This is a genomic window from Streptomyces sp. R33 (assembly GCF_041200175.1).
GTDB classification, from domain to species: Bacteria; Actinomycetota; Actinomycetes; order Streptomycetales; family Streptomycetaceae; genus Streptomyces; species Streptomyces katrae_B.
The window spans coordinates 7,538,556-7,564,449 of sequence record NZ_CP165727.1 but is presented as its reverse complement, the minus strand read 5'-3'; the positions used below and the strand labels follow the sequence as shown (position 1 = coordinate 7,564,449).

Below are 25,894 nucleotides of genomic sequence, written 5' to 3'. Positions count from 1 at the left end.
GGGGCCGTTCCGACTGGCGGAACCCCCTGGTCAGGCCGGTTCCCGATCCCCATACTGCTCGCATGAGAGGGACGGACAAGCCGCGCAGCAGCCCCTTGGTGCCCGACGCGGTGGGGGCGGAGATCGCCCGGCACGACTGGGAGGCCGTCGCGTGCGGCTGTGGCCGCAGCGCGGGGCATCTCGTGGACACCTTGTGGGCGGCTGCCGAGGGACACCCGGCCGCCTTCCGCGCGTTGGAGGGCCACGCCTTCCTGTCCGGACAGCTGCACCCGCCCGCGCCGGCGGTGTGCGGGGTGCTGATGGCCGTCTGGTCGGCGGGCCCGCCGCGGCTGGCCACGCGCGAGGCGCTGCTGTGGACGCTGCTGTCCCTGCTCGGCACCGAGGACGACGGTTCCTCGCACGAGGCCGGGCTGTACGGGCAGTGCGCGGCGCATGTCCGCGCCGCTCTGCCCTCGCTGCGCCGCGCGGCGGCCGCGGTTCCGGGCTCCGTGTCGGCCGCCTACGTGGACGGCGTCGTGGAGCTGCTCGGCCTGGGCTCGGGAAGCTCCTGACGGTCCTGCCGCGGAACACCCCCGCCGAGGCAGCCCCGCAGCACCTCCGGAGTGACGTCCTCCAAGGATCGCGCGAAGGTCCGTACGGGTGAAGCCGGCACCTCCAGCAGCGACGGGACCACCAGCACCCCGCACCCGGCGGCCTCCGCGGAGGCCGCGCCGTCGGGCGAGTCCTCCACGGCCACGCAGTCGCGTACCGCGGCGCCGAAACGCCCGGCGGCCGCCCGGTACGGGTCCGGGTGCGGCTTCGTCCGGTCCGTGTCGTCGGCGGACAGGGTGAAAGCGAACGGGACATGGGCCAGCGAACCGCCGACGACCGAGTCGACGACCAGCCGCGGCGAGGCGCTGACCAGGGCGAAGGGCACGCCCTCGGCCTCGAGCGCGGTCAGCAGCCGCTGGGCGCCGGGCCGCATCGGTGCCCCGGCCTCCACCCGGCGGAAGAAGTCCGCGGTCAGGGCCTGCGCCACCTCGGACGGATCTCCCCCTCCGGAGACCCGTACGAGGTGGGCGGCGGTGTCCTCGACGGCCCGGCCGACGACCTCGGGCGCGTCCGCGCCGGTGAGTTCGTGGCCGAGGCCCTCGGCGATCCGCTCGGTGGTCCGCCACCACAGCACCTCGGTGTCCACCAGGGTGCCGTCCATGTCGAAGAGGACCGCGGCGAGGCCGCTCACGCGGACCGGGCCACGACGAGCACCGGCCGCTCGGCCAGGCCGACGGATGCCCGCGCCCCCGGCGCCAGCTCGACCGCGTCCCGCGAGGGCAGGTCCGCCTTGACGGAGGTGCCGCCGGGCAGTTCGAGGTGGAGCCGGGTCACCGCGCCGAAGAAGGACGCGGAGACGACGGTGGCCGTGCCCTCGGGGTCGGCGGTCGCGGTGACGTTCTCGGGCCGGACCAGCACCTCCACCTCCCGCGTCCCCGTCGGGACCGGGCCGTCGACGGGCAGCCGGGAGCCGGCCACCTCCACCAGACCGGAGTCGGTGAGCCGCCCGGGCAGCCGGTTCATGGTGCCGACGAACTCGGCGACGAACGGCGTCGCGGGGCGCTCGTACAGCTCGGCCGGGGCCGCGCACTGCTCGAGACGGCCGGCGTTCAGGACGGCGACCCGGTCGGCCATCGACAGCGCCTCCTCCTGGTCGTGCGTGACGAACACGGTGGTGATGCCGAGGGAGAGCTGGAGGCGGCGGATCTCGTCGCGCAGGTTGGCCCGGACCTTGGCGTCGAGCGCGGAGAGCGGCTCGTCGAGGAGCAGGACGCGCGGGCGCAGCGCCAGGGCGCGGGCGAGGGCCACGCGCTGCTGCTGTCCGCCCGACATCTGGTGCGGGTAGCGGTCGCCGTGGTCCGGCAGGCCGACCAGGTCGAGGAGTTCGGCGGCCCGCTCGCGGCGCTGGGCCGCGCCCACCTTGCGTACGCGAAGGCCGAAGGCCACGTTGTCGCGGGCGCTGAGGTTCGGGAAGAGGCTGTACGACTGGAAGACCATCCCGGCGTCGCGCCGGTTGGCCGGCACGCGGGTGATGTCCTCGCCGTCGACCAGGACGTCACCGGAGTCGGGCTGCTCGAAGCCCGCGACCACGCGCAGGGCGGTGGTTTTTCCGCAGCCCGACGGGCCCAGCAGGGCGACGAGTTCGCCCGGCTCGATGGTCAGGTCGAGCCCGTCGAGGGCGACGGTGGAGCCGAACGCCCGCCGCAGGCCGCGGAATTCGACGCGCGCGCCCGGCGCGGAGCCCGCGGACGGCTCGGGCTTCCTGGCCGCGGGAAGGGTGGTGGACATGGAGGTCAGGACTCCTTGCGGGAGGTGGCGGACGTACTCGGGGCGGAGGACACCGTGGCGGGGTTGGTCCCGGCCCGCGAGAGGACGAGCAGCAGCAGCCAGGTGATGAGCAGGCTGAGGATGGAGACGGCGACCGACATCCGGGCGTGGGCTCCGGAGATCGTGACGATCCACACGGCGAAGGGCCTGAAGCCCAGCAGCGAGGCGATGGTGAACTCGCCGAGGACCAGGGCCAGCGTGAGGAAGGCGGCTCCGGCGAGCGAGGACCGCAGGTTGGGCAGCAGCACGCGCAGGACCACGTACGGCCAGCCCGCGCCGCAGCTGCGGGCGGCCTCGACCAGGGTCGGCACGTCGATGGCGCGCAGTCCCGCGTCGAGCGAGCGGTAGACGAAGGGCAGCGCCAGCACGGTGTACGCGAGGACCAGGACGACCGGGAACTGCTCGTTCTGCACGGCGAGGAAGGTCTGGTAGAAGGGCGTCCGCGACAGGTGCTCGGGGCCCCAGCGCAGCACGGTGGTGATACCGGTGACCAGCGCGATCGGCGGGACCACCAGCGGCAGCATGCACATCACCTCCACGACCGGGCGCAGCCGTGGCGAGCCGAGCCGTACGGCGACCAGCGCGGGCACGGCGAGCAGCAGCGACAGGGCGATGGTGGCGGCGGCCAGGCCGAGGGAGAGCAGCATGCTCTCGGTGAACCCGTCGGCGGAGAGCAGCTGGGTGTACGCCTCGAAGCTGACGCCCTGGCCGGGCACGTGCACGGTGAAGACGAAGGAGGCGATGAGCGGTACGAGGAAGTACGCGCCCGCCAGCAGGAGTACGGCTCCGCGCCAGACCCGGGGACGGGGGCGGCGCCGCCGGGAGGCCGGGGCCTGGGTGGCGGAGCCGGCGGGCGCCGCGCCGGTGTGCGGGGCGGTCGGTGCGGGCGTCGGGGTCATCGCAGCCATCGGGCGCTCCGTCGCTGGAGGGGCAGGTAGACCGCCATGACGAGGCCGGCGATCAGGATCATGTCGAGGCCGAGGGCGAGCGCCACGTTCTCCTGTCCGGTCAGTACGTTGCCGGACAGTGCGTCGGCGATCTTCAGCGTGACCAGCGGTACGGAGCCGCCGACGAGGGCCGCGGCCGTGGCGTGCGCGGCGAACGCGGTGCCGAAGAGCAGCACGAACCCGCCGAGCAGCGAGGGCGCCAGGACCGGCAGTCCGACGTGGCGCCAGAACTGCCATGCGGTGGCCCCGTTGTTCTGGGCCGCTTCGCGCCACTGCGGGCGCAGTCCGTCCAGCGCCGGGGCGATCACGAGCACCATCAGCGGGATCAGGAAGTACAGGTAGACCACGGTCAGGCCGGTGAAGGAGTACAGGCTCCAGCCGAGGCTCGTGAGGTCGGCGAGCTGGGTGACCACTCCGGAGATGCCGACGGTGGCGATGAACGCGAACGCGAGCGGGACGCCGCCGAAGTTGGCGAGGACGCCGGAGGCGGTCAGCGTGGCACTGCGCAGGGCCTGGGACCGGGAGGTGACCACGGCCTGGGCGATCAGGATCCCGAGCACGCCGCCGATCAGGGCGGTGAGGGCGGAGAGCTGCACGCTGCCGATGAGCGAGCCGAGGTAGGGGCCCTGCAGCGAGCGCGCGAGGTGCTCGCCGGTCAGCCGGGTGGCGCCGCTCGGCGCGTCGGTCCGGGTGACCGCGCCGAAGGCGATGGCGCCGAGCGGGACGCCGAAGCAGAGCCCGGTGAAGACGAGGAGTGGGAGGGCGGCGAGCCAGGTGCGCGGGCCGCGCCGCCGGCGGCGGCTGGTGCTGCCGCCGGCGGTGCCCTCCGGGTGGGAGGCGGGGGTGGAGGGGGACATCAGGAGAGGGCCTTGTCCCACTTCTCGGCGAGGGTGGCCTTGGCCTTGTCCAGCTCCGCGGAGGCGGGGAAGGCCGGGGTGCCCTGGATCTGCGGGAGCTTGGCGGCGGCGTCCTTGTCGACGGTGCCGTCCTGGGTCATGACCGGGAGCAGGACCGGGCGGGCGTGGCCCTTCAGCCACAGGTTCTGGCCCTCGGCGCTGTACAGGAACTCCATCCACAGGCGGGCGGCCGCCGGGTTGGGGGCCTCCTTGTTGATGGCCTGCGAGTAGTACTGGGCGTAGACGCCGTCGGTGGGGACGGCGACCTTCCAGTCGACGCCCTTGCCCTTGAACTGCTCGGCGTAGCCGGCGTTCAGGTAGTCCCAGTCGATGGAGATGGGCGTCTCGCCCTTCTCGACGGTGGCCGGGGTGGACTCGACCGGGATGAAGTTCCCGCTCTTGCGCAGCTGGCCGAAGAAGTCGATGCCGGGCTGGATGTCGGCGAAGGAGCCCTTGTTGGCGAGGGCGGCCGCGTAGACGCCGCCGAAGGCCGAACCGGACTTGGTCGGGTTGCCGTTGAGGGCGACCTTGCCCTTGTACTCGGGCTTCAGCAGGTCCGCGAAGGTCGTCGGGCAGTTCGGGATCTTGGCCGCGTCGCAGCCGATGGAGACGTAGCCGCCGTAGTCGTTGTACCAGCGGCCGTCGGCGTCCTTCTGGCCGGCCGGGATCTTGTCCCAGGCGGTGACCTTGTAGGGGGCGAACAGGTTCTCGCCGGCTCCGCTGCGCGCGAAGGCGATGCCGAGGTCCATGACGTCGGGGGCGCGCTTCTGGCCCTTGCGGGACTTCACGGCGGCGATCTCGTCGGAGCTGGAGGCGTCCGGGTTCTCGCTGTTGACCTTGATCTTGTACTTGGCCTCGAACGCCTTGATGATCTCGCCGTAGTTCGCCCAGTCCGGCGGCAGCGCGATGACGTTGAGCTGGCCTTCCTTCTGGGCGGCCGCGACGAGGGCGTCCATGCCGCCGAGGTCGGCGAGCGAGGCGGCGGCGCCCGGGTGGACCTTGGACTTGCCGTCGGCAGCACCGGCGGCCTGGTCCGGAGCGGCGCCACACGCACTGAGCGTGGTGAGGACGGCGGCGCTGAGCAGTACGGCTGCACCACGGCGGGCGGAGGAACTGAGCACGGTCTCTCCCGGAGACGGGTTCCTGACGGGGGTCTACTTGTCTGAACAAGTTGGCTCCAGTTCGCCCGGCCTCGCTGTACGGGCGGTGAACGGAGGCTGGACCGCGGGGCACGGCTCGACGAAGAGACGAGAATGACCGAAAGAAGCCGTGACAGGAGGGGTGTAATGATCTTCGAGGCCTAGTCCGGCGGGCACTTCGGGATACCGTCGTCGGCAGATTCGACAGCAAGGGGGCGGCACGCAATGGGCACGGTCCGGTATCTGGAGATCGCCGAGGCACTGCGCACGGCGATCCTGTCCGGCGAGTACGCGGTGGGCGCCCAGCTGCCCTCGGAGAGCGATCTGGCCGCACGCTGGTCCGCCTCGCGCGGAACCGTCCGGCAGGCGGTGGCCACGCTCGCCGCGGAAGGGCTGATCGGTTCCCGCCAGGGCGCCCGCAGGATCGTCCTGCGCCACGAGCGCCGGCACAGCTTCGGCGAACTGAACAGCTTCGCCCAGTGGGCCGAAGGTCTCGGCCAGGAGGTCACCAGCCGCTTCCTCTCCCGGACCCGCCGGCCGGCCACCGCCGAGGAGGCGGAGCGGCTCGCGCTCGCGCCGCGCACCGAGATCCTGTACGTGGTGCGGCTGCGGCTCCTCGACGGCGAGCCCACCATGGTCGAGCGGACCGCGTACGCCGACTGGGTCGCGGCCGCGGTCGAGGCGATGGCGCAGGACGTCCGCTCGGTGATGGACGGCCTCGCGAACGACTCCGGGATCGTCGCCCATTACGGCGAGCACCTCATCGACGCGCTTCCGGCCGGCAGCGAGGACGCCCGGCTGCTGGAGATCCGGCGCGGGAGCCCGCTGTTGCGCCAGCGACACGTTTCCGCCACCGCCACCGGTCGCCCGATCGAGTGGACGGACGACCGCTACCGCGCGGGAAGCGTCACGTTCAGTGTGAGCAACTCGGCGGTAGCCACCCCGCTGGAGCGCCGTACGGGCGACGGGTGAGGGATCAACGGGCCGCCCGGGCGGGCTCCTCGGCGAGCTCCTCGGCGATCGCCCCGGGCAGCCAGTCCGCGACCCGGCCGAAGCCGAAACCCAGGCCGGCGGCCCGGCCGTTGTCCAGGGCGTAGGCGCGGTCGAAGGAGAACGGCGAGGCGGGGGCGCCCTGTTCGACGATCCGGTGGCGCGCGGGCCGGCCGACCCGGTCCGCGACCAGCTCGCACAGCCCTAGGACGTCGAGCGCCCCGTGGGAGGCGGCGTCGACCGCACCGGTGAAGGACTGCCCAGCAGCCCACTGGAGGAAGCGCGCGATCTCCCGGTGATGGATGAACGAGGTGGGGTACGGGGCTGCGTGGACGTCCACCGGGGTTCCGGCGGCGATCCGCCCGACATAGTGCGCGAGGCGCCCGGTGAACTCCTCCCGGCCACCGCCGAGGACGTGCGCGGTCCGTACGGCGGCGAAGCCGAAGGGGCTGCCGTCTTCCCCCGCACCGCGGAAGACGGCCTCGGCCTGCCGCTTGCCCTCGGCGTAGGCGCGGGCTCCGGGGGTGGGCGGCGCGGGGTCGTACACCTCCATCGTGGAGGTCATCACGTACCGCGCGGTCCGGCCGGCGAAGACCCGGCGGGCGACGGCGGCCTGCAGCGGCGTGTAGCAGACCTGGTCGACGACGGTGTCGAAGGTGCGCCCGCCCAGGGCGGCGATCAGCTGCGCCGCGTCGTCACGGTCGGCGACGAGACGGCCCACACCGGGCGGCGGGGCGGCGGAGCCGCGGTTGAGGACGGTGACCTCGTCGCCCGCCTCGCGCAGGAGGGTGACCAGGTGCTTTCCGAAGTACCGGCTTCCGCCGATCACGAGAATCTTCTGCATGGCTTCGACTGTGCCGCTGTATCGTCCCCAGCAGAACCGATCACCTGCTGAACGGGTATGAAGGAAAACTGATGATCGATGTGCAGCGGCTGCGGATCCTGCGCGCCGTCGCCGAGCACGGCAGCTTCAACAAGGCGGCCGGGGCGTTGCGGCTGACCCCGTCGGCCGTCTCGCAGCACATCGCCTCGCTGGAGCGGAGCCTGGGCCACCCGGTGGCGGTGCGCAGCACCCGCGGGGTCACCCTGACCGAGCCCGGGCGGCTGCTGGTGGAGGCGGCGGAGACCATCGCCGCGGAGCTCGACCAGGTCCGCCACGAGATCGACCGGCTCACGGCGCAGCGGCCCCGGCTGACGGTCGCCACGTTCACCAGCGGCGGCCGGCACCTGCTGCCGGCGGCGCTGGCCCGGTTCGTGGCCGCGCACCCCGAGGTCGAGCTGACCGTACGGGAGGCCGAACCGGAGACCGCGGTGCCGATGGTGCGCAGCGGCGGCGCCGACCTGGCCCTCACCTATCACTTCGACGGTCCGCTGCCCCTGCGGGAAGGGCTCGACTGGACGCCGCTGATGGACGATCCGCTGTGGCTGGTGCTGCCGCGCGAACACCGGCACGCCGGCCGCGCCTCGCTCGGCCTCGCCGAACTGGCCGCCGACCGGTGGGTGCTCGGCTGCCTCAAGACGGAGGCCTTCCTGCACCGGTACGCGGGGCTCGCCGGCTTCGACCTCCGGGTGGCGGCCTCCACCACCGACTACTTCTTCGCGCAGACCCTGGTCGCCGCAGGCGTCGGCGTCGCGCTGATCCCGCACGTGTCGCTGGCCCCCGCGGCCCCGCTCGCGGTCGTACGGGTCGAACCGCCGCGCCCCGCCCGCCACATCGGGGTGGTCACCCCGCGCCGGCGGCGCCCGCACCCGTACGCGGAGGCGCTGACGGCGGCGCTGGCCGAAACGGCGGTGGAGCGGTGAGCGGGCACCTCCTGTCCGGTCTCGCGGCCGATCCGGCGCTGCCGGCCGAGCTGCTCGACCGGCTGACCGGGCTCAGGCGCCCGGGCCCTCGACGATCCGGCCGTCGCGCAACTCCACCACGCGGTCGGCGAGTTCGATCAGGTTCTGGTCGTGGGTGGCGACCAGGACGGTGACGCCCTCGCTGCGCACCACCGCGCGCAGCAGTTGCATGATCGAGCGGCCGGTCTCGGAGTCGAGCTGTCCGGTCGGCTCGTCCGCGATGATCAGCGCGGGCTCGTTGGCCAGGGCGCGGGCGACGGCGACCCGCTGCTGCTGGCCGCCGGAGAGCTCGCCGGGGCGCTGGTCCATGTGGTCGGCCAGGCCCACCAGGGCCAGCAGGGTACGGGCGCGCTCCTCGCGCTGCTGCGCCGGCACCTTGCGCATCCGCATCGGGATGCCGACGTTCTCGAGGGCGGTCAGTACGGGGATCAGCCCGAAGGACTGGAAGACGAAGCCGATCCGGTCGCGGCGCAGGGCGAGCAGGGCCGCCTCGTCCAGCCCGGCGAGATCGGTGCCGTCGAGCGTGACCGTGCCGCCGGTCGGGGTGTCGAGGCCGCCGACCAGATTGAGCACCGTGGTCTTGCCGGAACCGGACCGGCCCTTGAGCGCGGTGAGTTCGCCGTGGCGAATCTCGAACGACACCCCGCGCAGCGCGTGGACGGCCCGGGGTCCGCTGCCGAAGCTCCGGTGGAGGTCCTGCACCACCACCATGGGGGCTGCCGTGCCGGTCTGATGCTGCGTCATGGTGTGGATCCCCCTGGAATCGGCCCGGCGGACACCGTCTGACATCCCGCCCTTTCGAATTTGCTCATCCGTCACATCGTTCGCGCAAGTGCCTTCCGGTCCCTTCCGCTCAGCATTCGAATCTGACAGCATCGTCCGCTATCCGGTACCAACGGTCCGGATGGGGGAGGAAAACGGCACATGCTCGGCTTCGTCGTGCGCCGGCTACGGGGGCGACTGCCGCTCGCCGCCGCCGTACTGCTGACCGTACTGATCACCACCACCGTGCTGACCGCACTGCTCGCGTTCAACCGCAGCGTGGGCGAGGCCGGACTGCGCCGGGCGCTCCAGGCACCGGGCCAGACCCGGACCACCGTCCTGGTCACCGGCGAACATCCGGCGGCCGCGCGCAGCAAGGACGACGAGGCCGTACGTGCCTTCTCCGACGAGGTGTTCGGCCGGCTGCCGGTCACCGTCGAGAGCGTGGCGCGCAGCCGCTCGTACGGGCTGCCCGGCCCCCGCGCCCCCGGCAGGGACGCCGATCTGACGCTGCTCGCGGCCCTCGCCCGGGACCGCGTACGCCTGGTCTCCGGGCAGTGGCCCGAGCCGGCCGCCGCGCCGGGCGGGCGGGTGCAGGCGGCCGTCCCGCAGGCGGCCCTGGCCCGGCTCGGGCTGGCACCGGGCGCGCTCCCCGCCGAGGTACGCCTCGACGACCGGTACGGCGGCGCCCCGCTCACCGTGGTGATCACGGGCGTGTACCGCGCGGTCGACCCCGACGCCGCGTACTGGCGGCTCGACCCGCTCGGCGGCCGGGAGTTCCAGGTCGGCAGCTTCACCACGTACGGACCGCTGCTCGTCGACGACACCGTCTTCGGTGCCGGCGGACTGGTCCAGAACAGCCGTGGCTCCCTCCTCACCCCCGACTTCTCCACCGTCCGCGTCGCCGAGAGCAGAGCCCTCCGGGCCCGGGCCGCCGGTGCGACGGAGGCCCTCACCGGCGCCTCGGGGCTCCACGTCAGGACCGAACTGCCGGAACTGCTCGGCGAACTGGAGTCCGGGCTGCTCGTCGCCCGGTCCACGCTGCTGGTCGGCGCACTGCAGCTCACCGTCCTGGCCGCGGCCGCGCTGCTGCTCGTCTCCCACCTCCTGACGGGCCGGCAGGAGACCGAGCGCCTGCTGCTCGCCGCACGCGGGGCCTCCCGGCGCCGCCTCGGAGCCCTCACCGCGGCGGAAGGCCTGCTCCTCGCGCTGCCGGCCGCCGTCCTCGCACCCCTGCTCACCCCTCCGCTGCTGCGGCTGCTCGCCGGTTTCGGCCCGCTGTCCCGGGTGCCGCTGGACAGCTCCGGGACCTGGCTGCTGTGGCCGGTCGCGGCGGGCTGCGCCCTCGCCTGTGTCCTGCTGACCGCGCTGCCCGCCGTACTGCGCGGCGCGGCGGCCGCGGCCCTGCGCCGCACGCGCGGCCGGCAGCTGCTCACCGCGCGCGCCACCCGTTCCGGGGCGGACCTGGCGCTGGTGGCGCTGGCCGTCCTCGCGTACCGGCAGCTGTCCCGGTACAACGACGCCGGGCACGGGACGGGCGGCGCCGGGGGCTCCGGCGCGTCCGGTGCGCTGGGCATCGACCCGGTGCTGGTCGCCGCACCGAGCCTCGCGCTGTGCGCCGGCACCCTGCTCGTGCTGCGGCTGCTGCCGTTCGCCGCGGCCCGGCTGGGCGGGCGGCTCGCGGCGCGCGGGCGCGGCCTCGGTCCGGCGCTGGTCGGCTGGCAGCTCGCCCGGCGTCCCGGTCGCGCCACCGGGCCGGTGCTGCTCCTCGTCCTCGCCGTCTCCAGCGGGGTGCTGGCCCTCGGCCAGCACAGCGCGTGGTCCGCCTCCCAGCGCGACCAGGCCGAGTTCGCCACCGCGGGCGGGCTGCGGATCTCCGGCGCCGATCTGTCCGCGATGGGCCAGGGCGGCCGGTACTCGGCGCTGCCCGGCGGCGACCGGGTGATCCCGGTGATCCGCGAGCGGCAGGAGCTGGCGGGCGGAAGCCCCGGGGAGTTGCTCGCGCTGGACGCCGAAGCCGTGGCGGAACGGGTACCGCTGCGGGCCGATCTGCGGGACGGGCGCCCGATGGCCGAACTGTTCACCCCGCTCGCCGCCGACGCGGGCGCCCCCGCTCCCGGCGGGATCGCGCTGCCCGGCGCACCCGTGCGGATCGACGTCGACGTGAGCCTGCGCGGGCAGCAGGGCGGCAACCCCGGCATCTCGCTGCTGCTGCGCGACCGGTTCGGCCTCACCTTCCGGACGGCGGTGATGACGGTCCCCTCCGACGGCGAGGCGACGCTCTCCGCGCATCTGGGCGCCCTGACCGATGCCCCCCTCGGGTCGGCCGCCGCACCGCTGAGCCTCGTCGGCATGACGGTCGGATACTCCGACCCGATGCCGCAACCCGGGGGGTTCCGGCCGTCCGCCGGAGAGCTGGCCGTCCGCCGGATCGGCGTCTCCGATACGGCGGGCGGCGCAGCCGTGCCCCTCCCCCCGTCCGCGCCGGCCGGCTGGACACTGTCGGCGCCGGGCGTCAAGGACGGAGCCGCCGTGCAGGTTCCGGCCGCCGCCGACGGCTCGGAGCTGCTGCGGATGAGCTACCGCGGGGGGACCGGCGCCCTGGGCGGCGCCAGCGTCCTGCTGACCCCCGCCGGCACGCCCCCGGCCGCCGGCGAGCTCCCGGGCATCGCCACGCCCGGCTACCTCGCCGCCGTGGGAGCGAAGGTGGGCGATACGATCCCCGTCCGGTTCGGCGACTCGGCCCTGCAGGTCCGGGTGACCGCGGCCGTGAGCTCGCTGCCCGTGGCAGGAGACACCGCGCTGGCCGTCGACCTGGCGGCCCTGGGGCGCAAGTTCGCGGCCGACAACGGGCGCGCGCTCCCACCGCCCACCGAATGGTGGCTCCCCGCGGCCTCCGCCGACGATCCTCGCCCCGCACGGGCGGCCGCCGAACTGCGCTCGGGCGCCGGCCTGCAGAAGGTGCAGCTGCGCGAGGAGGTGGCCGCCGGACTGCTGGACGATCCGCTGAGCGCGGGCCCGCAGAGTGCGCTGGCCGCCCTCGCCCTCGTGTCTGCGGTCCTGGCCGCGATCGGCTTCGCGGCCTCGTCCGCGGCGGCCGCGCGGGAGCGGACCCGGGAGTTCACCGTGCTGTCGGCGCTCGGTGCGCCCCGGCGGAGCCTGGCCCGCACGGCTGCCGCCGAGGGTCTGGTCCTGGTCGGCCTCGGCAGTGCCGTGGGGGTGGGGCTGGGCGCCGCGATCGTGCACCTGGTCGTGCCGCTGATGGTGCTGACACCGGCCGGCCGCCGCCCGCTGCCGCCCGTGGTGGTGGACCTGCCCGACGGCCGGACGCTGCTGCTGGCCGTCGCGATCGCCGTGCTGCCGTTGCTGTCGGCCCTGGCCGGCGGCCGACGTGAGCGAAATGTGGCCGCAGGGCTGCGGTACGTGGAGGAGATATGACCAGCCCGGCCACGCCGGACGCCGGCACCGCGCCCGAGTCCCCGCCCGAGTCCGCGCCCGGCGCCGCGTCCGGCGCCCGGGCCGGTACGCCGCCTCCGTCCGGGATCCGCCCGGCGCCCTGGGTGCGTACCCGGCTGAGTGCGGCGCCGCTGACCTCCGTGCTCGCCGCCGCGCTGGCCTTCGTCGCCGTGCTGCTGTCGGCCGCGCTGCCGCGCGCCATGGACCGCGGCGCCGATCAGGGGCTGCGCTCCTTCCTGCACGACCGCGGCGCGAGCGCTACCAGCGTGCTGGTCACCTCCCCCGCGCAGGACGGGCCGCAGAGCCCCGAGGGCTTGGACACGGCACTGGCCGCCCTGCTCGCCCGGACCGGCCCCGGATACCGCATTGCGCCGAGCGGGCCGGTGTACGGCGCCCGGGGGGTCAAGCCGCGCTCCCTCGACAACCCCGAACTGGCCCGCCCCGAGAAGGTCTCGCCGACCCTCCACCTGATGCACGTGCACGGGGCCGAGGAGCACGTACGCCTGGTGGAGGGGCGCTGGCCGGGCGGCGGGACGCCCGGCGGTCCGGTCCCCGTCGCGCTGCCGCAACAGGCCGCACAGACCCTCGGTGCCAAGGTCGGCACGGTGCTGCAGGGCTCCTCGGGCACATCCGGCGCCATGAGCGCCGAGGTCGTCGGCCTCTTCGCCGCGCACGACGAGGCGGACGTCTTCTGGACCGACCTGCCCTGCCCCACCCATGCCTGTCAGCGGTACACCCGCAAGCCGCTGCCGGAGATGTACTGGGAGGCCGCCGCCCTCGTCGGGCCGGACTCACTCGCCCGGCTCGGCGCGTGGGGCGGGCAGGCCGAGGAGTTCTGGCGGCTCCCGGTGGACACGGACGTGCTCCGCGCCGACCAACTGCCCGCCACCGGACGCCGGATCACGGCGTACATGGCCGGGCAGACCGCCACCGACCTGGCACGGGCCACGGAACGGCCCAGGCTGCGGATCGCTTCCAGGCTGCCGGCGCTGTTCGCCCAGGCCCGGGCCCGCGAGGCGGCCGCCGCACCGCTCGCCGCGATCGGCCCGGCGGGGGTGGCCGGGGTGGCCCTCGTGGTGTTCTGCCTGGCCGGCGCGCTCACCGGCGACCGGCGCGCGGCCGAACTGCGGCTGCTGCACGCCCGCGGCGGGTCCCGCCGCGGCATCCTGCTCCGCCTGCTCGGCGAGGGCGCGGTCACCGTCCTGCCGGCCGCCGCGCTGGCGACCTCGTTGGCCGTACTGCTGCTGCCGACCCCGCGGTGGACGGCCTCCCTGCTCGCCGCGTCGGCCGCCGCGCTGTTCGCGCTGCTCGCCTTCCCCGTACGGGCCGCCGTGGTGCTGTCCGCACGGCGCGGTCCGCGCCCCCGGCGCCGGCTGGCCGGCGAGCTGCTCGTCCTCGTCGCGACCGGCGCCGCCGTGTTCGAGGTCCGGCTGCGCGGGATCGCCCCGGCCGGCGAGGGCGTGGACCCGCTGCTCGTCACCGCCCCGCTGTTGCTGGCCCTGTGCGGCGGCCTGGTCCTGGCACGGCTCGTACCCGCCCTCGTCGGAGCGCTGGCCTGGCTCGCCGGGCGGCGGTCCGGGCTGATCGGCTTCCTCGGGCTGGCCCGGGCCGCACGCGGCACCGGCGGCCGGCGCCGCCCCTCCGTACTGCCGGTGGTCGCCCTGCTGCTCGCGATCACCACGGGAGGCTTCGGGGCCGCCGCCCTCGCCACCGTGGACAGTGCCAGGAACGAGGTGGCGCGGGTGAACGTGGGCGGCGACGCGCAGGTCACCGCGCCCTACGGGGAGATCCTTCCGCAGTCCTTCCTCGAGGCCGCCGCCGCCCTGCCCGGGGTACGGCTGTCCGTACCCGTGTGGACGGACGACGACGCGTTCGTCTTCGGCACCGAGCAGGGTTCCACCAAGGTGCGGGTGGTCGTCGCCGACCCGGTGACGTACGCGCAGCTGGCCAGGGCCGTGGGGTGGGGCGAGTTCGACCCGGCCCGGCTGGCGGGCGGCGGCGCCGGAGCGCCCGTACCCGCCCTGTTCAGCCGCGACTTCGCCCGGCTGGCCGGCCCCGGCCCGCACGAGCTGCGCCTCGACAACACCGGGGCGTTGCCGGTGAAGGGGGCGGGAGTGGTGGAGGGCACGCCCGCCCTGCCGGGCGTCGCAGGCTCCTTCCTCGTCCTCCCGGCCGGCCCGGCCACGGCGGCGGTCGCCCAGACGACGCATCCGACCCGGTGGTTCGCCCTCGGCTCCCCGGACAAGGCCGCGCTGGACGAGCTGGTCCGCGCGGTGCCCCGGAGCCCGACCTTCGAGGGCTGGGCCGTGCACACCAGCGCCGACGAGTACGCCCGGCTGGCGCGCGACCCGCTGGGGCGCTCGGCGGCCCGGCTGTTCTGGGCGTCGGTGGCCGGTGCGGGAGGCCTCGCGCTGCTCGCCGTCCTGCTCACCATGGTCCGGGCCGCGCCCGAACGGGCGGCGCTGCTCGCGCGGCTGCGAACCATGGGCCTGCGTCCCCGGCAGGGCGTGGCGCTGATCCTGACGGAGGCGCTGCCGCAGGCCCTGGCCGCCGCACTGGGCGGCGCGTTGGTCGCCGCGGCCGCCGTGGCCCTGCTGGGGCCGGCGGTGGACTTGTCCGCGCTGGTCGGCACGCGTGCGCACACCGGCGTACGGCCGGCCTTGTGGCCCGTGCTGACGCAGGCCCTGATCCTGGCGGGCCTGGTCGCGGCGGCCGTGCTCGCCGAGGCGGCCGTGACCGGGCGTCGCCAGATCACCACCGAGTTGAGAGCGGGAGACCAGCGTTGAACAGCGACCAGCCGACCTACGAAGAGCTGCGCCGGCAGGCCCTGGCCGCCGCCGAGCCCCGGAGCATCGGGGCGGACACGGCGATCGCCTGCGACCGGCTGGTCCGGATCTTCAGCAGCGACGGCATCGAGGTGCAGGCCCTGCAGGGGCTGGAACTGACCGTCGCCCAGGGGGATCTGGTGGCGCTCGTCGGCGCCTCCGGCAGCGGCAAGTCCACCCTGCTCAACATCCTGGCGGGGCTGGACGTGCCCACCGCGGGCACCGCGACCGTCGGCGGCTACAACCTGCTGGAGATGTCCGCGAAGGACACCCTGCGCTACCGGCGTGAGGCCGTCGGCTTCGTCTGGCAGCAGACGGCCCGCAACCTCCTGCCCTTTCTGACGGCAGCTCAGAACATTGCCGTGCCGCTCCAGTTGACGGGCGGTACGGGTCGTGGTGCGGCGAAACGCCATGCCGCCCGGGTCGCGGACCTCCTCGAAGCCCTCGGGATCGGCCACCTCGCCGACCGCCGCCCCGCGCAGCTGTCCGGCGGCGAGCAGCAGCGCGTGGCCGTCGCCGTGGCCATGGCCAACAACCCGCCGGTCCTCCTCGCGGACGAGCCCACCGGCGAGCTCGACTCCGAGACCGGCGCCGCGATCTTCGACGCGTTCCGCACGGTGAACCGGGAGCTCGGCGCCACGGTCGTCATCGTGACGCACGACCCGCTCGTCGCGGGCGAGGTCCGCCGTACGGTGGCCATCCGCGACGGCCGCACCAGCAGCGAGGTGCTGCGCCGCACGGTCACCGACGAGCACGGCACGGAGTCGGTGAGCGAGCGCGAGTACGTGATGCTGGACCGGACCGGCCGCGTGCAGCTCCCGCACAAGTTCCTGGAGGCCCTGGGCATGGAACACCGCGTGGCGGTCGACCTGGCCCCGGACCACATAGAGATCCGCCCCGACTCCGCGCAGGACCCGGCATGAGGCGGGGTCGGTCGCCTTGACGAGGACCCGGCCCGGCCGACTGGCCCGTACGGCATGCGCGGGCCCATGGGGAACGGCCTGGTGGGCGTCACTTCCGTGGGGCGGGTGTCGTTAGGGCCTCGGGGTTGACTCTGGGGGCGAAGGGATGACGGAATGCGGCAGTTTCCTCTGGAGATGCACCACATGGAACCCGGACGGGTCGTCGAGTGGCGGTTGCGGTCCACGGCCGGGGCGGCGGCGGACGGCGGCGCGGGCGATGCAGCGGGCGATGCGCCGGGCGATGCGGCCGGCAGGAGGGCTTCGTTCAACCAGGACAAGCACTTCACCGTCGCCGAGGAGAGCCGCGGAGCCGACGACCCCGTCGCGTCCTGGGTCGCCGTCACCTTCGAGGTCGCGGGGGCCCTCGACGAGCACGCGTTGACCCGGGCCCTGCTGGCCTTCGTACGCCGGCACGAAGTGCTGCGCTGCGAGTTCCGGCGCCTCGCGGGCGAGTTGGCGTGCGAGCCGATCGACGCCGGCGAACTCGCCCTCGACGCCGCCCCCGTGGCCGCCTTCGACTCTGCCGACGAGCTGCGCGGCTTCCTCTTCGAGCGGTTCACGCGCAGCATCGACACCCTCTCCTGGCCGCTTTTCACGATGGGCGCCGTCCTGCGCGAGGACTCCGCGACCGTCTACCTGGCCTTCGACCACATCGTCTGCGACGGCCTGTCGATGCCGATCGTCGTCCACGAGGTGCAGAACGCGTACGAGGCGCTGCTGCGCGGCGAGGACATCGATCTGCCGCCCGCACCGAGCTACCTCGACTTCGCCGAGGAGCAGCGCCGCCGCTACCTCTCCATCGACGCCGACGACGAACGCCTCGGCTACTGGAAGTCGTTCATGGCCCGCAGCGGCGGCGAGTTCTTCCCCCGGTTCCCGCTCGAGCTCGGGGTGGAGCCGGACCGGATGTACCCGATCGTCAACGAGGCCTCGACGCTGCTGGACGCCGCCGAGGCCGAGGTGTTCGAGAAGGCCTGCCGGGCGGTCGACGGCAAGCCGTTCATGGGGGTCCTGGCCGCGGTCGCGGTCTGTCTGCGCGAGGCCGGCGGCCCGGGCGTGTACCGGGGCTTCATGCCGCTCAGCGAGCGCGGCCGGGGCGGCTGGTCGAACTCCGTGGGCTGGTTCGTCAACACCCTGCCCATCGAGTTCGACGCGTCGCCCGGCCGGGACTTCGCCCAGGTCATCGCGGCGGTCCGGGCCGGGTTCGGCGCGATGATGGAGCACATCGACGTGCCGTTCGTCCGGGCCTGGCAGCTGCTGGCGCCCACCGAGTTCGCGGCCCGCTCCTGGCCGTACCCGGTGAACTTCTTCTCCTACATCGACGTCCGCAAGTGTCCCGGCGCCGACCGGCACGAGGACTGGCGGCCGACCTCGCACGTGTGGTCGGCGCGCGCCAACGGCGCCTGCTCCTGGTTCCAGCGGGACGCGGACGGGCTGCACATGAACTCGCTCTACGTGGACACCGCCGCGGCGCGCCGCACCATGGACGACTTCCAGGAGTCGCTGCGCGGGACGGTCCGGGAGATCGCCCGGCACGGCGCGTTCCGCCGCCCGGTCGCGCTGACCTCGCCGCGCCGCACCGTCGGCACCCCGGTCGAGGCCGCCCCGTACGCCCGCCACCCCTGAGGAAGCCGGCCGCCCGTGTTCACACGCGGGCGGCACGCCCCAGCAGCAGCGCCTGTTCCCGTGCGTTGCGCGTGAGCGAGGCGGCGCGTTCGAACTCCGCCCGGGCCTCCTCCCGGCGGCCCAGCCGCTCCAGCAGGTCGCCCCGTACGCTCGGCAGCAGGTGGTAGGTGCGCAGGGCCGGTTCCCCGGCCAGGGCGTCGACCAGCGGGAGCGCGGCTTCCGGGCCCTCGGCCATCGAGACGGCGACCGCCCGGTTGAGTTCCACGACCGGCGACGGGACCAGCTCGACGAGCCGCCCGTAGAGGGTGGCGATCGTCGCCCAGTCCGTGTCCTCGTAGCGGACGGCCTCCGCGTGGCAGCCGGCGATCGCGGCCTGGAGGGAGTACGGGCCGCTCCCCGCGTGCTGCATCGCCAGGGCGCCGCGGCGGATCAGCATCCGGTTCCACTTGGCCCGGTTCTGGTCGGCGAGCAGCACGGGCTCGCCGTCGGGGCCGGTGCGGGCGGAGATCCGGGAGGCCTGGAACTCCAGCAGGGCCGCCAGCCCGTGCACCTCGGGCTCCTCGGGCATCAGGCCGGCCAGTACCCGGGCCAGCCGGAGGGCGTCCTCGCACAGGGCGGGGCGGACGAGGTCGTCGCCGGCGGTCGCCGAGTAGCCCTCGTTGAAGATCAGGTAGATGACCTCCAGGACCGGGGCGAGCCGCTCCTCGCGGTCGGCTCCGTACGGGACCTCGAAGGGCACGTCCGCCTTGGCGAGCGCCCGCTTCGCCCGGACGATGCGCTGGGCCACGGCCGGCTCCGAGGCGAGGAAGGCTCGGGCGATCTCCTGGGTCGTCAGTCCGCCCATCAGGCGCAGGGTGAGCGCGATCCGGGCCTCGGTGGCCAGGACGGGATGGCAGGCGGTGAAGATCAGCCGCAGCAGGTCGTCGTCGATCTCGTCCGGGGCCGCCGGCTCGGCGGGCGGCGGCACGTCCTCCAGGGTCCGGCCGACCTCGGCGAGCTTGCGCGCGTAGGTCTCCTTGCGGCGGACGAGGTCGATCGCGCGGTGTTTGGCGGTGGCCATGAGCCAGGCGCCCGGCCTGTCCGGGACACCCGACTCCGGCCACTGTTCCAGGGCGGCGACCAGCGCGTCCTGGGCGATCTCCTCGGCGATGCCGAGGTCGCGCACGATGCGCGCGACGCCGGCGATGATCCGCGCCGACTCGATCCGGAACACCGCTTCGACCGCCTGGGTCGCACTCACTGCCGTCACGGCCACCCATCAGAGCAGCCGTGACGGGGCAGGGCAAACGCGGCGCGGCGCGCGGCGCGGCCGGGCGCGGTCAGCCCTCGTCGATCTGGCGCAGCTCGGCGCCGACCGTCCACTCCTCGGGGTGGATCTCGAGGAACCGCTTGGTCCACTCCAGCGCCTCGGCCTTGTCCTTGGCCTGGAGGATGGCGTAGCCGCCGACGACCTCCTTGGTCTCGGTGAAGGGGCCGTCGGTGTAGCTCAGCTTGCCGCCGGACCAGGTCACCCGGGTCCCCTCGGAGGTCGGGAGCAGCCCCGCGGTGTCCAGCATCACCCCGGCCTTGGTGATCTCCTCCATCAGTGCGCCCATCCGCTGCCCGAACTCCGGCGGGAACTCGGTGTCGGCGGGAAGGGCCTGCTCGTCGATACGGATCATGGAAAGGAAGCGCGGCACGGTGACTCCTCGGTCGGGCGGGCGGGGCCTTCCCCCGCCTCTCACTGCTTCGTCGAACGGGAGACGCCCGGATCGACAGCTCCACGGAGAATTCTTCAAAGAGAATCTTCCGGCCCGAAAAGCGCTACCCGCGAGTAGGATCGCGGGCTCCGGCCCCTGCGAGAGGACCTTCCGATGCCGCGCACCCCTTCTTCCCCCGTCCTGCTCGCCGGCCTGCTGGCGACCGCGGGCGTCGCGCACGCGATCGTGCCGAAGCAGTTCGACGCGATCGTCCCGAGCGCCCTGCCCGGCACGGCCCGGCAGTGGACGTACGCGAGCGGCGCGGCCGAGCTGGCGCTCGCCGCCGGTGTCGCCCATCCGCGCACCCGCCGGGTCGCGGCGCTGGCCGCGGCGGCGTTCTTCGTCGGGGTGTTCCCCGCGAACGTGAAGATGGCCGTCGACGCCCGCCGCCGCTCCCCCGCCGTGCAGGCCGTGACGATCGCCCGGCTGCCGCTGCAGCTCCCGCTGGTCCTGTGGGCCCGGAACGTCAGCCGGGGCGCGGCCGGCTGACGCCCCGCCACCGGGATCGCGGGCCGGGGTCACCGGCTGTCGCCCGACCAGTCCCAGTGGTCCGGGTCGGCCGCGCGGCGGCGGTAGTGGGCGCGGCCGCCGGCTCCGTAGCGACCTATCTCGGTGGGGAGCCGGGCCTCCTCGGCGAGTTGGAGCGGGCTCCAGCCGGTGATGTCCAGGAGGAGCCCGTCCAGGGGGCCGCCCACGAGTTCGCCGTAGACATGGCCCGGGCGCGGGCCGGGGTCGGGGTCGTCGTGGTCGGCGCCGTAGACCCGGCGCCGGAGCATCCTGTCGTCCATACCGCCCAGCTTCACAGGCACCACTGACAACGGGCCCGGGGCGGCGGAAGCGACATCCCCTGGCCCCTTGGCCGGAACAACCATCCCGGCTGGAATTCGGCCACGCGGGCCCGGCAGCGATGATGGGGGCCCGCCCATACAGCACTCGGCACACGAAGCAGGAGCACCACCCATGGCACGTCGGGTACACCAGCCGCTGGAGAACCAGGAGTTCGACTTCATCCTCGGCATGACCGGGGGGCCCGTTCTCGCCTACTTCATCGGGACCTGGCCCAAGGCCCTGGAGGCCTGCCGGGCGATGGACGCGCTCGTGACCGAGGCGGCCGAGGAGTACGGCACGCGGCTGACGGCGGTCCGCACCGACATGACCCGCTGCCCCGAGCCGACCAGGCGGTTCGGCGTGACCGGCGCGCCCACCGTCGTCCTCGTCAAGGACGGCGAGGCCGTGGCGAGCCGGGCCGGGGCGATGAGCCGCGCGGAGCTCCGGGAGTTCCTGGACGCCCACCTCTGAGCGGCTCGGCGGTCACCCGGCCGGGCGGGCCGAAGAGGGCTGTCTGGCCGAAACTGGCATAGGTCAGATAGGTGCCTAGGGCATGTAATGGGTTCCGGTGAGACGGACACACGGAACCATGCTTACGAGGTGCTGCATGTCAGAGACCGTTGCCTTCCCTCAGGACCGAACCTGCCCCTACCACCCGCCGGCCGCCTACCAGCCCCTCCGCGAGGGCCGGCCGCTCTCCCGGGTCACCCTCTTCGACGGCCGCTCGGTGTGGGTGGTCACCGGGCACGCCGAGGCGCGCGCCCTGCTCTCCGACGGCAGGCTCTCGGCCGACCGGCAGAACGAGGCCTTCCCCACCCCCACGAAGCGGTTCAAGGGGCTGCAGAACCGCCGCACGGCCCTGCTCGGCGTCGACGACCCCGTGCACAACACCCAGCGCCGGATGCTCATCCCGAGCTTCACCCTGAAGCGGACGGCGGCCCTGCGGCCCGCGATCCGGCAGACCGTGGACCGGCTCATCGACGACATGGTCGCCAGGGGGCCGGAGGCCGAGCTGGTCAGCGCCTTCGCCCTGCCCGTGCCGTCGATGGTCATCTGCGCCCTGCTCGGAGTCCCGTACGAGGACCACGAGTTCTTCGAAGCGCAGTCCCGGCGGCTGCTGCGCGGGCCGGAACTCGCCGACGTGGAGGACGCGCGGTCCCGGATCAACGGGTACCTGGCCGATCTGATCGAGCGCAAGCGGACGCACCGGGGCGACGGCCTGCTGGACGAGCTCGTCGAGCGGCGGCTGGAGACCGGTGAGACCGACATCGACGAGCTGGTCTCACTGGCCGCGATCCTGCTGATCGCGGGGCACGAGACCACGGCGAACATGATCTCGCTCGGTACGTTCACCCTGCTGCGGCATCCCGAGCAGCTGGCCGAGCTGCGCGCCGACCCCTCACTGATCTCGGTGGCCGTGGAGGAGCTGATGCGCTTCCTGTCCATCGCGGACGGGATGCTGCGGGTGGCGACGGAGGACATCGAGATCGGCGGGGTGACGGTCCGCGCGGACGACGGGGTGATCTTCTCCACCTCCGTCATCAACCGGGACGCGGCGGTGTTCGACGAGCCCGACACCCTGGACTGGCACCGGCCCGCCCGGCACCACGTCGGATTCGGCTTCGGCGTCCACCAGTGCCTCGGGCAGAACCTGGCCCGGGCCGAGATGGAGATCGCCCTGGGAACGCTGTTCGCACGGCTGCCGGGGCTCCGGCTGGCGGCCGAGCCGGACCGGATCCCGTTCCGGCCCGGCGACACCATCCAGGGCATGGTCGAACTCCCCGTGGCATGGTGAGGGCATGTCGCCACAGCGCATCGACATCGACACGGCCGTCTGCATCGGCGCCGGGCAGTGCGCCCTGACCGCGCCGGACGTGTTCACCCAGGACGACGACGGCTTCAGCCAGGTGCTCCCGGGCCGGGAGGACGGCAACGGCAGCCCGCTGCTCCGCGAGGCAGCGCGCGCCTGCCCGGTGGCCGCCATCCGGATCCGGGAGGAGTAACCGGCGCGAGCGGAGCAGAGCGACCCCTTCGCGGGGCCCGTACGGCTCAGAGCAGGGCGACGGCCCGGCGCTCCAGGTCCAGCGAGCGGTCCACGCGTTCGGCGCACGCGTCGAACAGGGCCCGCCGCGCGGCGGCATCGGAGTCCGGGTCGGCCGTACGGGCCACGGCCGCCAGCTCCGACCAGTGCCGGGCGGACTCCCGCAGGAGCGAGGCCGCCTCCGGCCGACCGGCGAGGTCGAGGAAGTCGGCGTACAGCGGCCGGGTGGCGCCGGGGGCGGTCCACTCCTCCTCGAGGCAGGCGTACAGCCGCCCGGTGCCCACCCGGAAGGCCTCCGGGGTGCCGAACCGCCGCTCCCAGCCCGTCTTGGTGGTCGTATCCCGCAGCTGCGCCGCGAACTTCGCCATGCCGGAGAAGCCGAAGTTGACGTCGAACTGGTTGCCGAGCACCGGCCCGGTGAGTCGGGCGGCGGTGGTGGCGACGGCCTCGTCGAGATCCGGCTCGCCGGTGGCGGGACCGGTGGGCACCACCATCTGGTGGTGGCCCTTGCGGTGCCCCGTCCAGGCGGCGCCGAACTCCTCGCGGGCGATCCGGTACGGGACATCGGCCCCGTCCTCGACGTACAGCGTCTCGCCCTCCGGGCCCTCGTAGCCCGCGACGAGCACGGTGTACGGATCCGCACCGGCCATCTCCGAAGCCCCCTCGTGCCAGGGCAGCCGGGACCGGTCGACCGTACAGAACACCGGACGCCCGTCGTCGAGGGCGGCGCACATCCGCCCCCAGCGGGGTTTGGCGCTGCGCGTGGCCTCGTACGGGACGTGCAGCCGCCCCAGAGCGGTCTGCACCCAGGGCTGGGGGTGGGCCTGGGCGACGATCGTCGGCATCGGGGGGTGGCCCGCGTACTCGAAGACGAAGTACATGAAGCCGATCCCGCCCGCGAGGCCGGCGACCAGCACCTCGTCGTGCACGCTCCCGAGGGCGTGGCGGATGAGCGAGGCCTCGCGGTGGCGGCCGGTGCCGAAGTCCGAATGGACGAGGGGGGTCATGCGGTCAGCGTAGCCGCGCCCGTTCGGGTGATGGCGCACCCGACTTCCTGTACAGTTGTCCAGGAAGTCGGCCACCCTGCCCGACCCAACCGCCCGCGAAACGGAGGTGGCCGTGCACACGGTCGCTCAGGTCCTCATCGGTGTCGTCGCCGCGCTGCACGTGTACTTCCTGGTCCTGGAGATGTTCCTGTGGCAGCGGCCGCCCGGCCGGGCCCTGTCCGGGTTCGACGAGGACCTGGCCCGCCGCACCGCGCCGCTCGCGGCCAACCAGGGCCTCTACAACGGCTTCCTGGCCGCCGGCCTGGTCTGGTCGCTGGTCATCGACTCGCTCGCCACGCAGGTCTTCTTCCTCGTCTGCGTGATCGTCGCCGGGGTGTACGGGGCCGCGACCGCCAATCGCCGCATCCTGATCGCCCAGGCCCTGCCCGGCGCCCTCGCCCTGGGCGCGGCACTGCTGGCCGCGTGAGCCCCGAGCACCGCGCGAGCCCCGAGCACACCGTGAGCCCCGAGGACCCGCGGACCGCCCGCACCAAGGCCCGGCTGCGCGAGAGCCTGCTCGCCGAGTGCGCGGACCGGCCGCTCGGGGAGGTCAGCGTCTCGGCGGTGGTCCGCCGGGCCGGGGTCGGCCGCGCCACGTTCTACCTGCACTACGAGGACCTCCCGGCGCTGGCCGTCGACGCGTGCGCCGATGTGGTGCACGCGGCCGTCGACGCCCTGCACGCCTGGCAGACGGAGCCCGGGGCGCGGGCCCCGGTCCGGCCCCCGGCCGCGCTGGCAGGTTTCCTCGCCGATGCCGCCGCACACGGGGCCCTGTACCGCACCCTGCTCCTGCCGGGCGGCGGCGGCCCGCTCGGCGAGCGGCTCCACCGGGAGCTGCGTGCCCGCGCCCGCGCCGAGCGCGCGGCGGTCGGCGCCCCGCACGCCGACCTGGTGGCCTCGGCGGTCGCCGCGACCTTCACCGGGGTCCTCGCCGACTGGCTGCACGGCAGCGTGCCGGGCTCCCCGGCGGAGCTGGCGGACCACGTCTGGCCGCTATTGCTGGCCCTGCACCGCGCGACCTCCCGGCCGGCCGGCCCGTGACCGCCTCCGCGCCCGCCCCATGACAGCCATGAGCCCCGCCGGACCGACCGGCGGGGCTCATGTCACGGGCTGGGCTCGTGAAGTGGCGTCACCGAAGCGGGACCACATTTTCCGCCTGCGGGCCCTTGGGGCCCTGAGTGACGTCGTACTCGACCTTCTCGTTCTCCTGCAGCTCCTTGAAGCCGGTGCCCTGAATGGCGGAGAAGTGCACGAACACGTCGGGGCCGCCGTCGTCCTGCTGGATGAAGCCGAACCCCTTCTCCGAGTTGAACCACTTCACGATGCCTGTTGCCATCAGTACGGATCCTTCTCAACGTTCCACGCGGACCACACGTGAGGTGCAGCCGACTCCATCCTGCCCAACCGTCCCGCACGCCACACCCCAGGCGCGGCCAACCGGGGGCAGTTAGAACTTTCGTTCACCCCCCGCCGTCCACTGCGGGTGACAGCTCGGCGGGCCGCAGCCGCGGGCTTGCCGCGGCGGCGCGCCGGGGTCCACCGACCCTGCAGCCCAGGCACTGCGCATGCCCGGTCCGGGCGACGGTGTCCCGGGTGCGCCAGTGCCACTCGGCCCGGGGGCGCGGGCCGCTGGGCTTGCCCCAGCCGGCAAGGTGCAGGGCCCAGGTGACGACACCGGCCGCGGCGACGAGGCCGAGGCCGATCCAGATGCCGGGGGCCCAGGCCGCACACACGGCGACCCCGGCTCCGGTGCAGCCCATCAAGGCCAGGGCGGTGCCGGTCCAGCCGGCGACCGTGTGGCCCATGTCGACGTCTCCGTGCGCGCTCATGATTCTCCCCAGACGGACGGGCGGCAGTAGGCTCGAACGGCGAGATGCCTTAGTGAACAAGATAAGCATCTCACGAGCTAAGTTACTTAGACACTAAGGAGTATCTGCGTGCAGGGCAAGTCCCGCCCCGCGGCCACGCCCGCGGAGGCGCTGTCGCGCATGGACCGGTACGTCGCGCTCGGCCTCATCGGCCAGCAGGAAGTGGCGCAGCTGCTCGGGCTGAACGTCACCGACCTGACCTGTCTGGGCCACGTCCTGGGAGCCGGGGACACCCCGCTGGGCGCCGGCGACCTCGCCGAGCTGACGAACCTCACCACCGGGGCCGTCACCGGGGTGCTCAACCGTCTGGAGCGGGCCGGGTACGCCCGCCGGCAGCCGGATCCCGCGGACCGGCGCCGGGTGCGCGTGGTCGCCGACCCGGCGGCCGCGGCCCGGGTCTTCGCCGTGTACGAGCCGTTCTACGCCCGGCTCGGCGCGGTGTTCGCCGAGTACTCCCCCGACGAGATCGCCGTCATCGCCGACTGGTTCGCGCGGGCGACGGTCGAGATGACCGCCCACCTCGCCGAGGTGCGGTCCGGGCAGCTCGGTCCCGTTGCTCCGTAGTCCTG

At 74.1% G+C, this 25,894-nt stretch carries 27 protein-coding genes; 14 read left to right on the top strand and 13 right to left on the bottom strand.

Annotated features, from left to right (window positions below):
* The first annotated feature begins 62 nt into the window (after window positions 1-62).
* The gene (locus AB5J51_RS34765) at window positions 63-551 is read left to right on the top strand and encodes a hypothetical protein (protein WP_369779469.1); all 489 of its coding nucleotides are present in this window, start codon (window positions 63-65) and stop codon (window positions 549-551) included.
* Here the strand turns inward: AB5J51_RS34765 and AB5J51_RS34760 are convergent.
* Genes AB5J51_RS34760 through AB5J51_RS34740 form a run of 5 tightly spaced genes read right to left on the bottom strand, consistent with a single transcriptional unit; the run spans window position 500 to window position 5,322 of the window.
* Complete coding sequence (locus AB5J51_RS34760) at window positions 500-1,222, bottom strand: HAD family phosphatase (RefSeq protein ID WP_243879121.1); 723 nt, start codon at window positions 1,220-1,222, stop codon at window positions 500-502. The genes AB5J51_RS34765 and AB5J51_RS34760 overlap by 52 nt on opposite strands.
* Window positions 1,219-2,319, bottom strand: coding sequence for an ABC transporter ATP-binding protein (locus tag AB5J51_RS34755; protein WP_369779468.1), 1,101 nt, complete (start codon window positions 2,317-2,319; stop codon window positions 1,219-1,221). Before AB5J51_RS34755 ends, AB5J51_RS34760 begins: the two co-directional genes overlap by 4 nt.
* Window positions 2,320-2,324: 5 nt before the next feature.
* Window positions 2,325-3,266 (bottom strand): ABC transporter permease, encoded by a 942-nt coding sequence (locus AB5J51_RS34750; protein ID WP_078987903.1) that lies wholly within the window; start codon window positions 3,264-3,266, stop codon window positions 2,325-2,327.
* Entirely contained in the window at window positions 3,254-4,162 is a 909-nt protein-coding gene (locus AB5J51_RS34745; protein WP_136221992.1) for an ABC transporter permease subunit, read from the bottom strand. Before AB5J51_RS34745 ends, AB5J51_RS34750 begins: the two co-directional genes overlap by 13 nt.
* Window positions 4,162-5,322, bottom strand: coding sequence for an ABC transporter substrate-binding protein (locus AB5J51_RS34740; RefSeq protein WP_053790063.1), 1,161 nt, complete (start codon window positions 5,320-5,322; stop codon window positions 4,162-4,164). Before AB5J51_RS34740 ends, AB5J51_RS34745 begins: the two co-directional genes overlap by 1 nt.
* Before the next feature lie 243 nt (window positions 5,323-5,565).
* Between AB5J51_RS34740 and AB5J51_RS34735 the strand changes: the two genes are divergently transcribed.
* Window positions 5,566-6,312, top strand: coding sequence for a GntR family transcriptional regulator (locus tag AB5J51_RS34735; RefSeq protein ID WP_053790064.1), 747 nt, complete (start codon window positions 5,566-5,568; stop codon window positions 6,310-6,312).
* A gap of 4 nt (window positions 6,313-6,316) precedes the next feature.
* On the opposite strand, the gene AB5J51_RS34730 is transcribed toward AB5J51_RS34735, so the two are convergent.
* Window positions 6,317-7,174, bottom strand: a complete 858-nt coding sequence (locus tag AB5J51_RS34730; RefSeq protein WP_369779466.1) for an NAD-dependent epimerase/dehydratase family protein — start codon at window positions 7,172-7,174, stop codon at window positions 6,317-6,319.
* 71 nt (window positions 7,175-7,245) lie between these two features.
* On the opposite strand from AB5J51_RS34730, the gene AB5J51_RS34725 reads away from it, so the two are divergent.
* Window positions 7,246-8,133 (top strand): LysR family transcriptional regulator, encoded by an 888-nt coding sequence (locus AB5J51_RS34725; RefSeq protein WP_053790066.1) that lies wholly within the window; start codon window positions 7,246-7,248, stop codon window positions 8,131-8,133.
* 72 nt (window positions 8,134-8,205) lie between these two features.
* Here AB5J51_RS34725 and AB5J51_RS34720 read toward each other — a convergent pair whose 3' ends face one another.
* Window positions 8,206-8,916 (bottom strand): ABC transporter ATP-binding protein, encoded by a 711-nt coding sequence (locus AB5J51_RS34720; RefSeq protein ID WP_136221994.1) that lies wholly within the window; start codon window positions 8,914-8,916, stop codon window positions 8,206-8,208.
* A gap of 180 nt (window positions 8,917-9,096) precedes the next feature.
* Here AB5J51_RS34720 and AB5J51_RS34715 point away from each other — a divergent pair, with 180 nt between their 5' ends.
* From AB5J51_RS34715 to AB5J51_RS34700, 4 genes are all read left to right on the top strand, one after another.
* Window positions 9,097-12,372, top strand: a complete 3,276-nt coding sequence (locus tag AB5J51_RS34715; protein WP_369779465.1) for an FtsX-like permease family protein — start codon at window positions 9,097-9,099, stop codon at window positions 12,370-12,372.
* Window positions 12,369-15,176 (top strand): hypothetical protein, encoded by a 2,808-nt coding sequence (locus AB5J51_RS34710; protein ID WP_369779464.1) that lies wholly within the window; start codon window positions 12,369-12,371, stop codon window positions 15,174-15,176. The genes AB5J51_RS34715 and AB5J51_RS34710 overlap by 4 nt, the downstream gene beginning before the upstream one ends.
* The gene (locus AB5J51_RS34705) at window positions 15,173-16,138 is read left to right on the top strand and encodes an ABC transporter ATP-binding protein (RefSeq protein ID WP_369779463.1); all 966 of its coding nucleotides are present in this window, start codon (window positions 15,173-15,175) and stop codon (window positions 16,136-16,138) included. Before AB5J51_RS34710 ends, AB5J51_RS34705 begins: the two co-directional genes overlap by 4 nt.
* 153 nt (window positions 16,139-16,291) lie before the next feature.
* On the top strand, window positions 16,292-17,803 hold the full coding sequence (locus tag AB5J51_RS34700; protein WP_369779462.1) for a condensation domain-containing protein: 1,512 nt from the start codon (window positions 16,292-16,294) through the stop codon (window positions 17,801-17,803).
* Between the two features lie 19 nt (window positions 17,804-17,822).
* Here AB5J51_RS34700 and AB5J51_RS34695 read toward each other — a convergent pair whose 3' ends face one another.
* On the bottom strand, window positions 17,823-19,043 hold the full coding sequence (locus tag AB5J51_RS34695) for an RNA polymerase sigma factor (RefSeq protein ID WP_369779461.1): 1,221 nt from the start codon (window positions 19,041-19,043) through the stop codon (window positions 17,823-17,825).
* Between the two features lie 79 nt (window positions 19,044-19,122).
* The gene (locus AB5J51_RS34690) at window positions 19,123-19,482 is read right to left on the bottom strand and encodes a YciI family protein (protein ID WP_053790073.1); all 360 of its coding nucleotides are present in this window, start codon (window positions 19,480-19,482) and stop codon (window positions 19,123-19,125) included.
* A gap of 174 nt (window positions 19,483-19,656) precedes the next feature.
* Between AB5J51_RS34690 and AB5J51_RS34685 the strand changes: the two genes are divergently transcribed.
* Window positions 19,657-20,031: a hypothetical protein gene (locus tag AB5J51_RS34685; RefSeq protein ID WP_053790074.1), complete on the top strand. Its 375-nt coding sequence runs from the start codon at window positions 19,657-19,659 to the stop codon at window positions 20,029-20,031.
* A gap of 29 nt (window positions 20,032-20,060) precedes the next feature.
* Here the strand turns inward: AB5J51_RS34685 and AB5J51_RS34680 are convergent, their stop codons facing one another.
* Window positions 20,061-20,330: a hypothetical protein gene (locus tag AB5J51_RS34680; RefSeq protein WP_136222007.1), complete on the bottom strand. Its 270-nt coding sequence runs from the start codon at window positions 20,328-20,330 to the stop codon at window positions 20,061-20,063.
* Between the two features lie 172 nt (window positions 20,331-20,502).
* Here AB5J51_RS34680 and AB5J51_RS34675 point away from each other — a divergent pair, with 172 nt between their 5' ends.
* The 3 genes from AB5J51_RS34675 to AB5J51_RS34665 all read left to right on the top strand — a co-directional run bounded on the left by AB5J51_RS34675 (window position 20,503) and on the right by AB5J51_RS34665 (window position 22,373).
* Window positions 20,503-20,841: a co-chaperone YbbN gene (locus AB5J51_RS34675; protein WP_053790075.1), complete on the top strand. Its 339-nt coding sequence runs from the start codon at window positions 20,503-20,505 to the stop codon at window positions 20,839-20,841.
* A gap of 136 nt (window positions 20,842-20,977) precedes the next feature.
* Window positions 20,978-22,165 carry a cytochrome P450 gene (locus tag AB5J51_RS34670; protein WP_053790076.1) on the top strand — a complete coding sequence of 396 codons (1,188 nt, stop codon included), beginning with the start codon at window positions 20,978-20,980 and terminating at the stop codon, window positions 22,163-22,165.
* Between the two features lie 4 nt (window positions 22,166-22,169).
* The gene (locus AB5J51_RS34665; RefSeq protein ID WP_053790077.1) at window positions 22,170-22,373 is read left to right on the top strand and encodes a ferredoxin; all 204 of its coding nucleotides are present in this window, start codon (window positions 22,170-22,172) and stop codon (window positions 22,371-22,373) included.
* 46 nt (window positions 22,374-22,419) lie between these two features.
* Here AB5J51_RS34665 and AB5J51_RS34660 read toward each other — a convergent pair whose 3' ends face one another.
* On the bottom strand, window positions 22,420-23,418 hold the full coding sequence (locus AB5J51_RS34660; RefSeq protein ID WP_369779459.1) for a BtrH N-terminal domain-containing protein: 999 nt from the start codon (window positions 23,416-23,418) through the stop codon (window positions 22,420-22,422).
* 112 nt (window positions 23,419-23,530) lie between these two features.
* Between AB5J51_RS34660 and AB5J51_RS34655 the strand changes: the two genes are divergently transcribed.
* Both AB5J51_RS34655 and AB5J51_RS34650 read left to right on the top strand, forming a co-directional pair.
* The gene (locus AB5J51_RS34655) at window positions 23,531-23,884 is read left to right on the top strand and encodes a DUF1304 domain-containing protein (protein WP_136222011.1); all 354 of its coding nucleotides are present in this window, start codon (window positions 23,531-23,533) and stop codon (window positions 23,882-23,884) included.
* Entirely contained in the window at window positions 23,881-24,498 is a 618-nt protein-coding gene (locus AB5J51_RS34650) for a TetR/AcrR family transcriptional regulator (protein ID WP_243879119.1), read from the top strand. The genes AB5J51_RS34655 and AB5J51_RS34650 overlap by 4 nt, the downstream gene beginning before the upstream one ends.
* An 88-nt stretch (window positions 24,499-24,586) precedes the next feature.
* Here the strand turns inward: AB5J51_RS34650 and AB5J51_RS34645 are convergent, their stop codons facing one another.
* Both AB5J51_RS34645 and AB5J51_RS34640 read right to left on the bottom strand, forming a co-directional pair.
* Entirely contained in the window at window positions 24,587-24,793 is a 207-nt protein-coding gene (locus AB5J51_RS34645; RefSeq protein ID WP_030295647.1) for a cold-shock protein, read from the bottom strand.
* Window positions 24,794-24,917: 124 nt separating this feature from the next.
* Window positions 24,918-25,286, bottom strand: coding sequence for an HGxxPAAW family protein (locus tag AB5J51_RS34640; RefSeq protein WP_053790080.1), 369 nt, complete (start codon window positions 25,284-25,286; stop codon window positions 24,918-24,920).
* A 108-nt stretch (window positions 25,287-25,394) separates the two neighbouring features.
* Between AB5J51_RS34640 and AB5J51_RS34635 the strand changes: the two genes are divergently transcribed.
* Window positions 25,395-25,889 carry a MarR family winged helix-turn-helix transcriptional regulator gene (locus AB5J51_RS34635; protein WP_053790081.1) on the top strand — a complete coding sequence of 165 codons (495 nt, stop codon included), beginning with the start codon at window positions 25,395-25,397 and terminating at the stop codon, window positions 25,887-25,889.
* Window positions 25,890-25,894 lie beyond the last annotated feature (5 nt).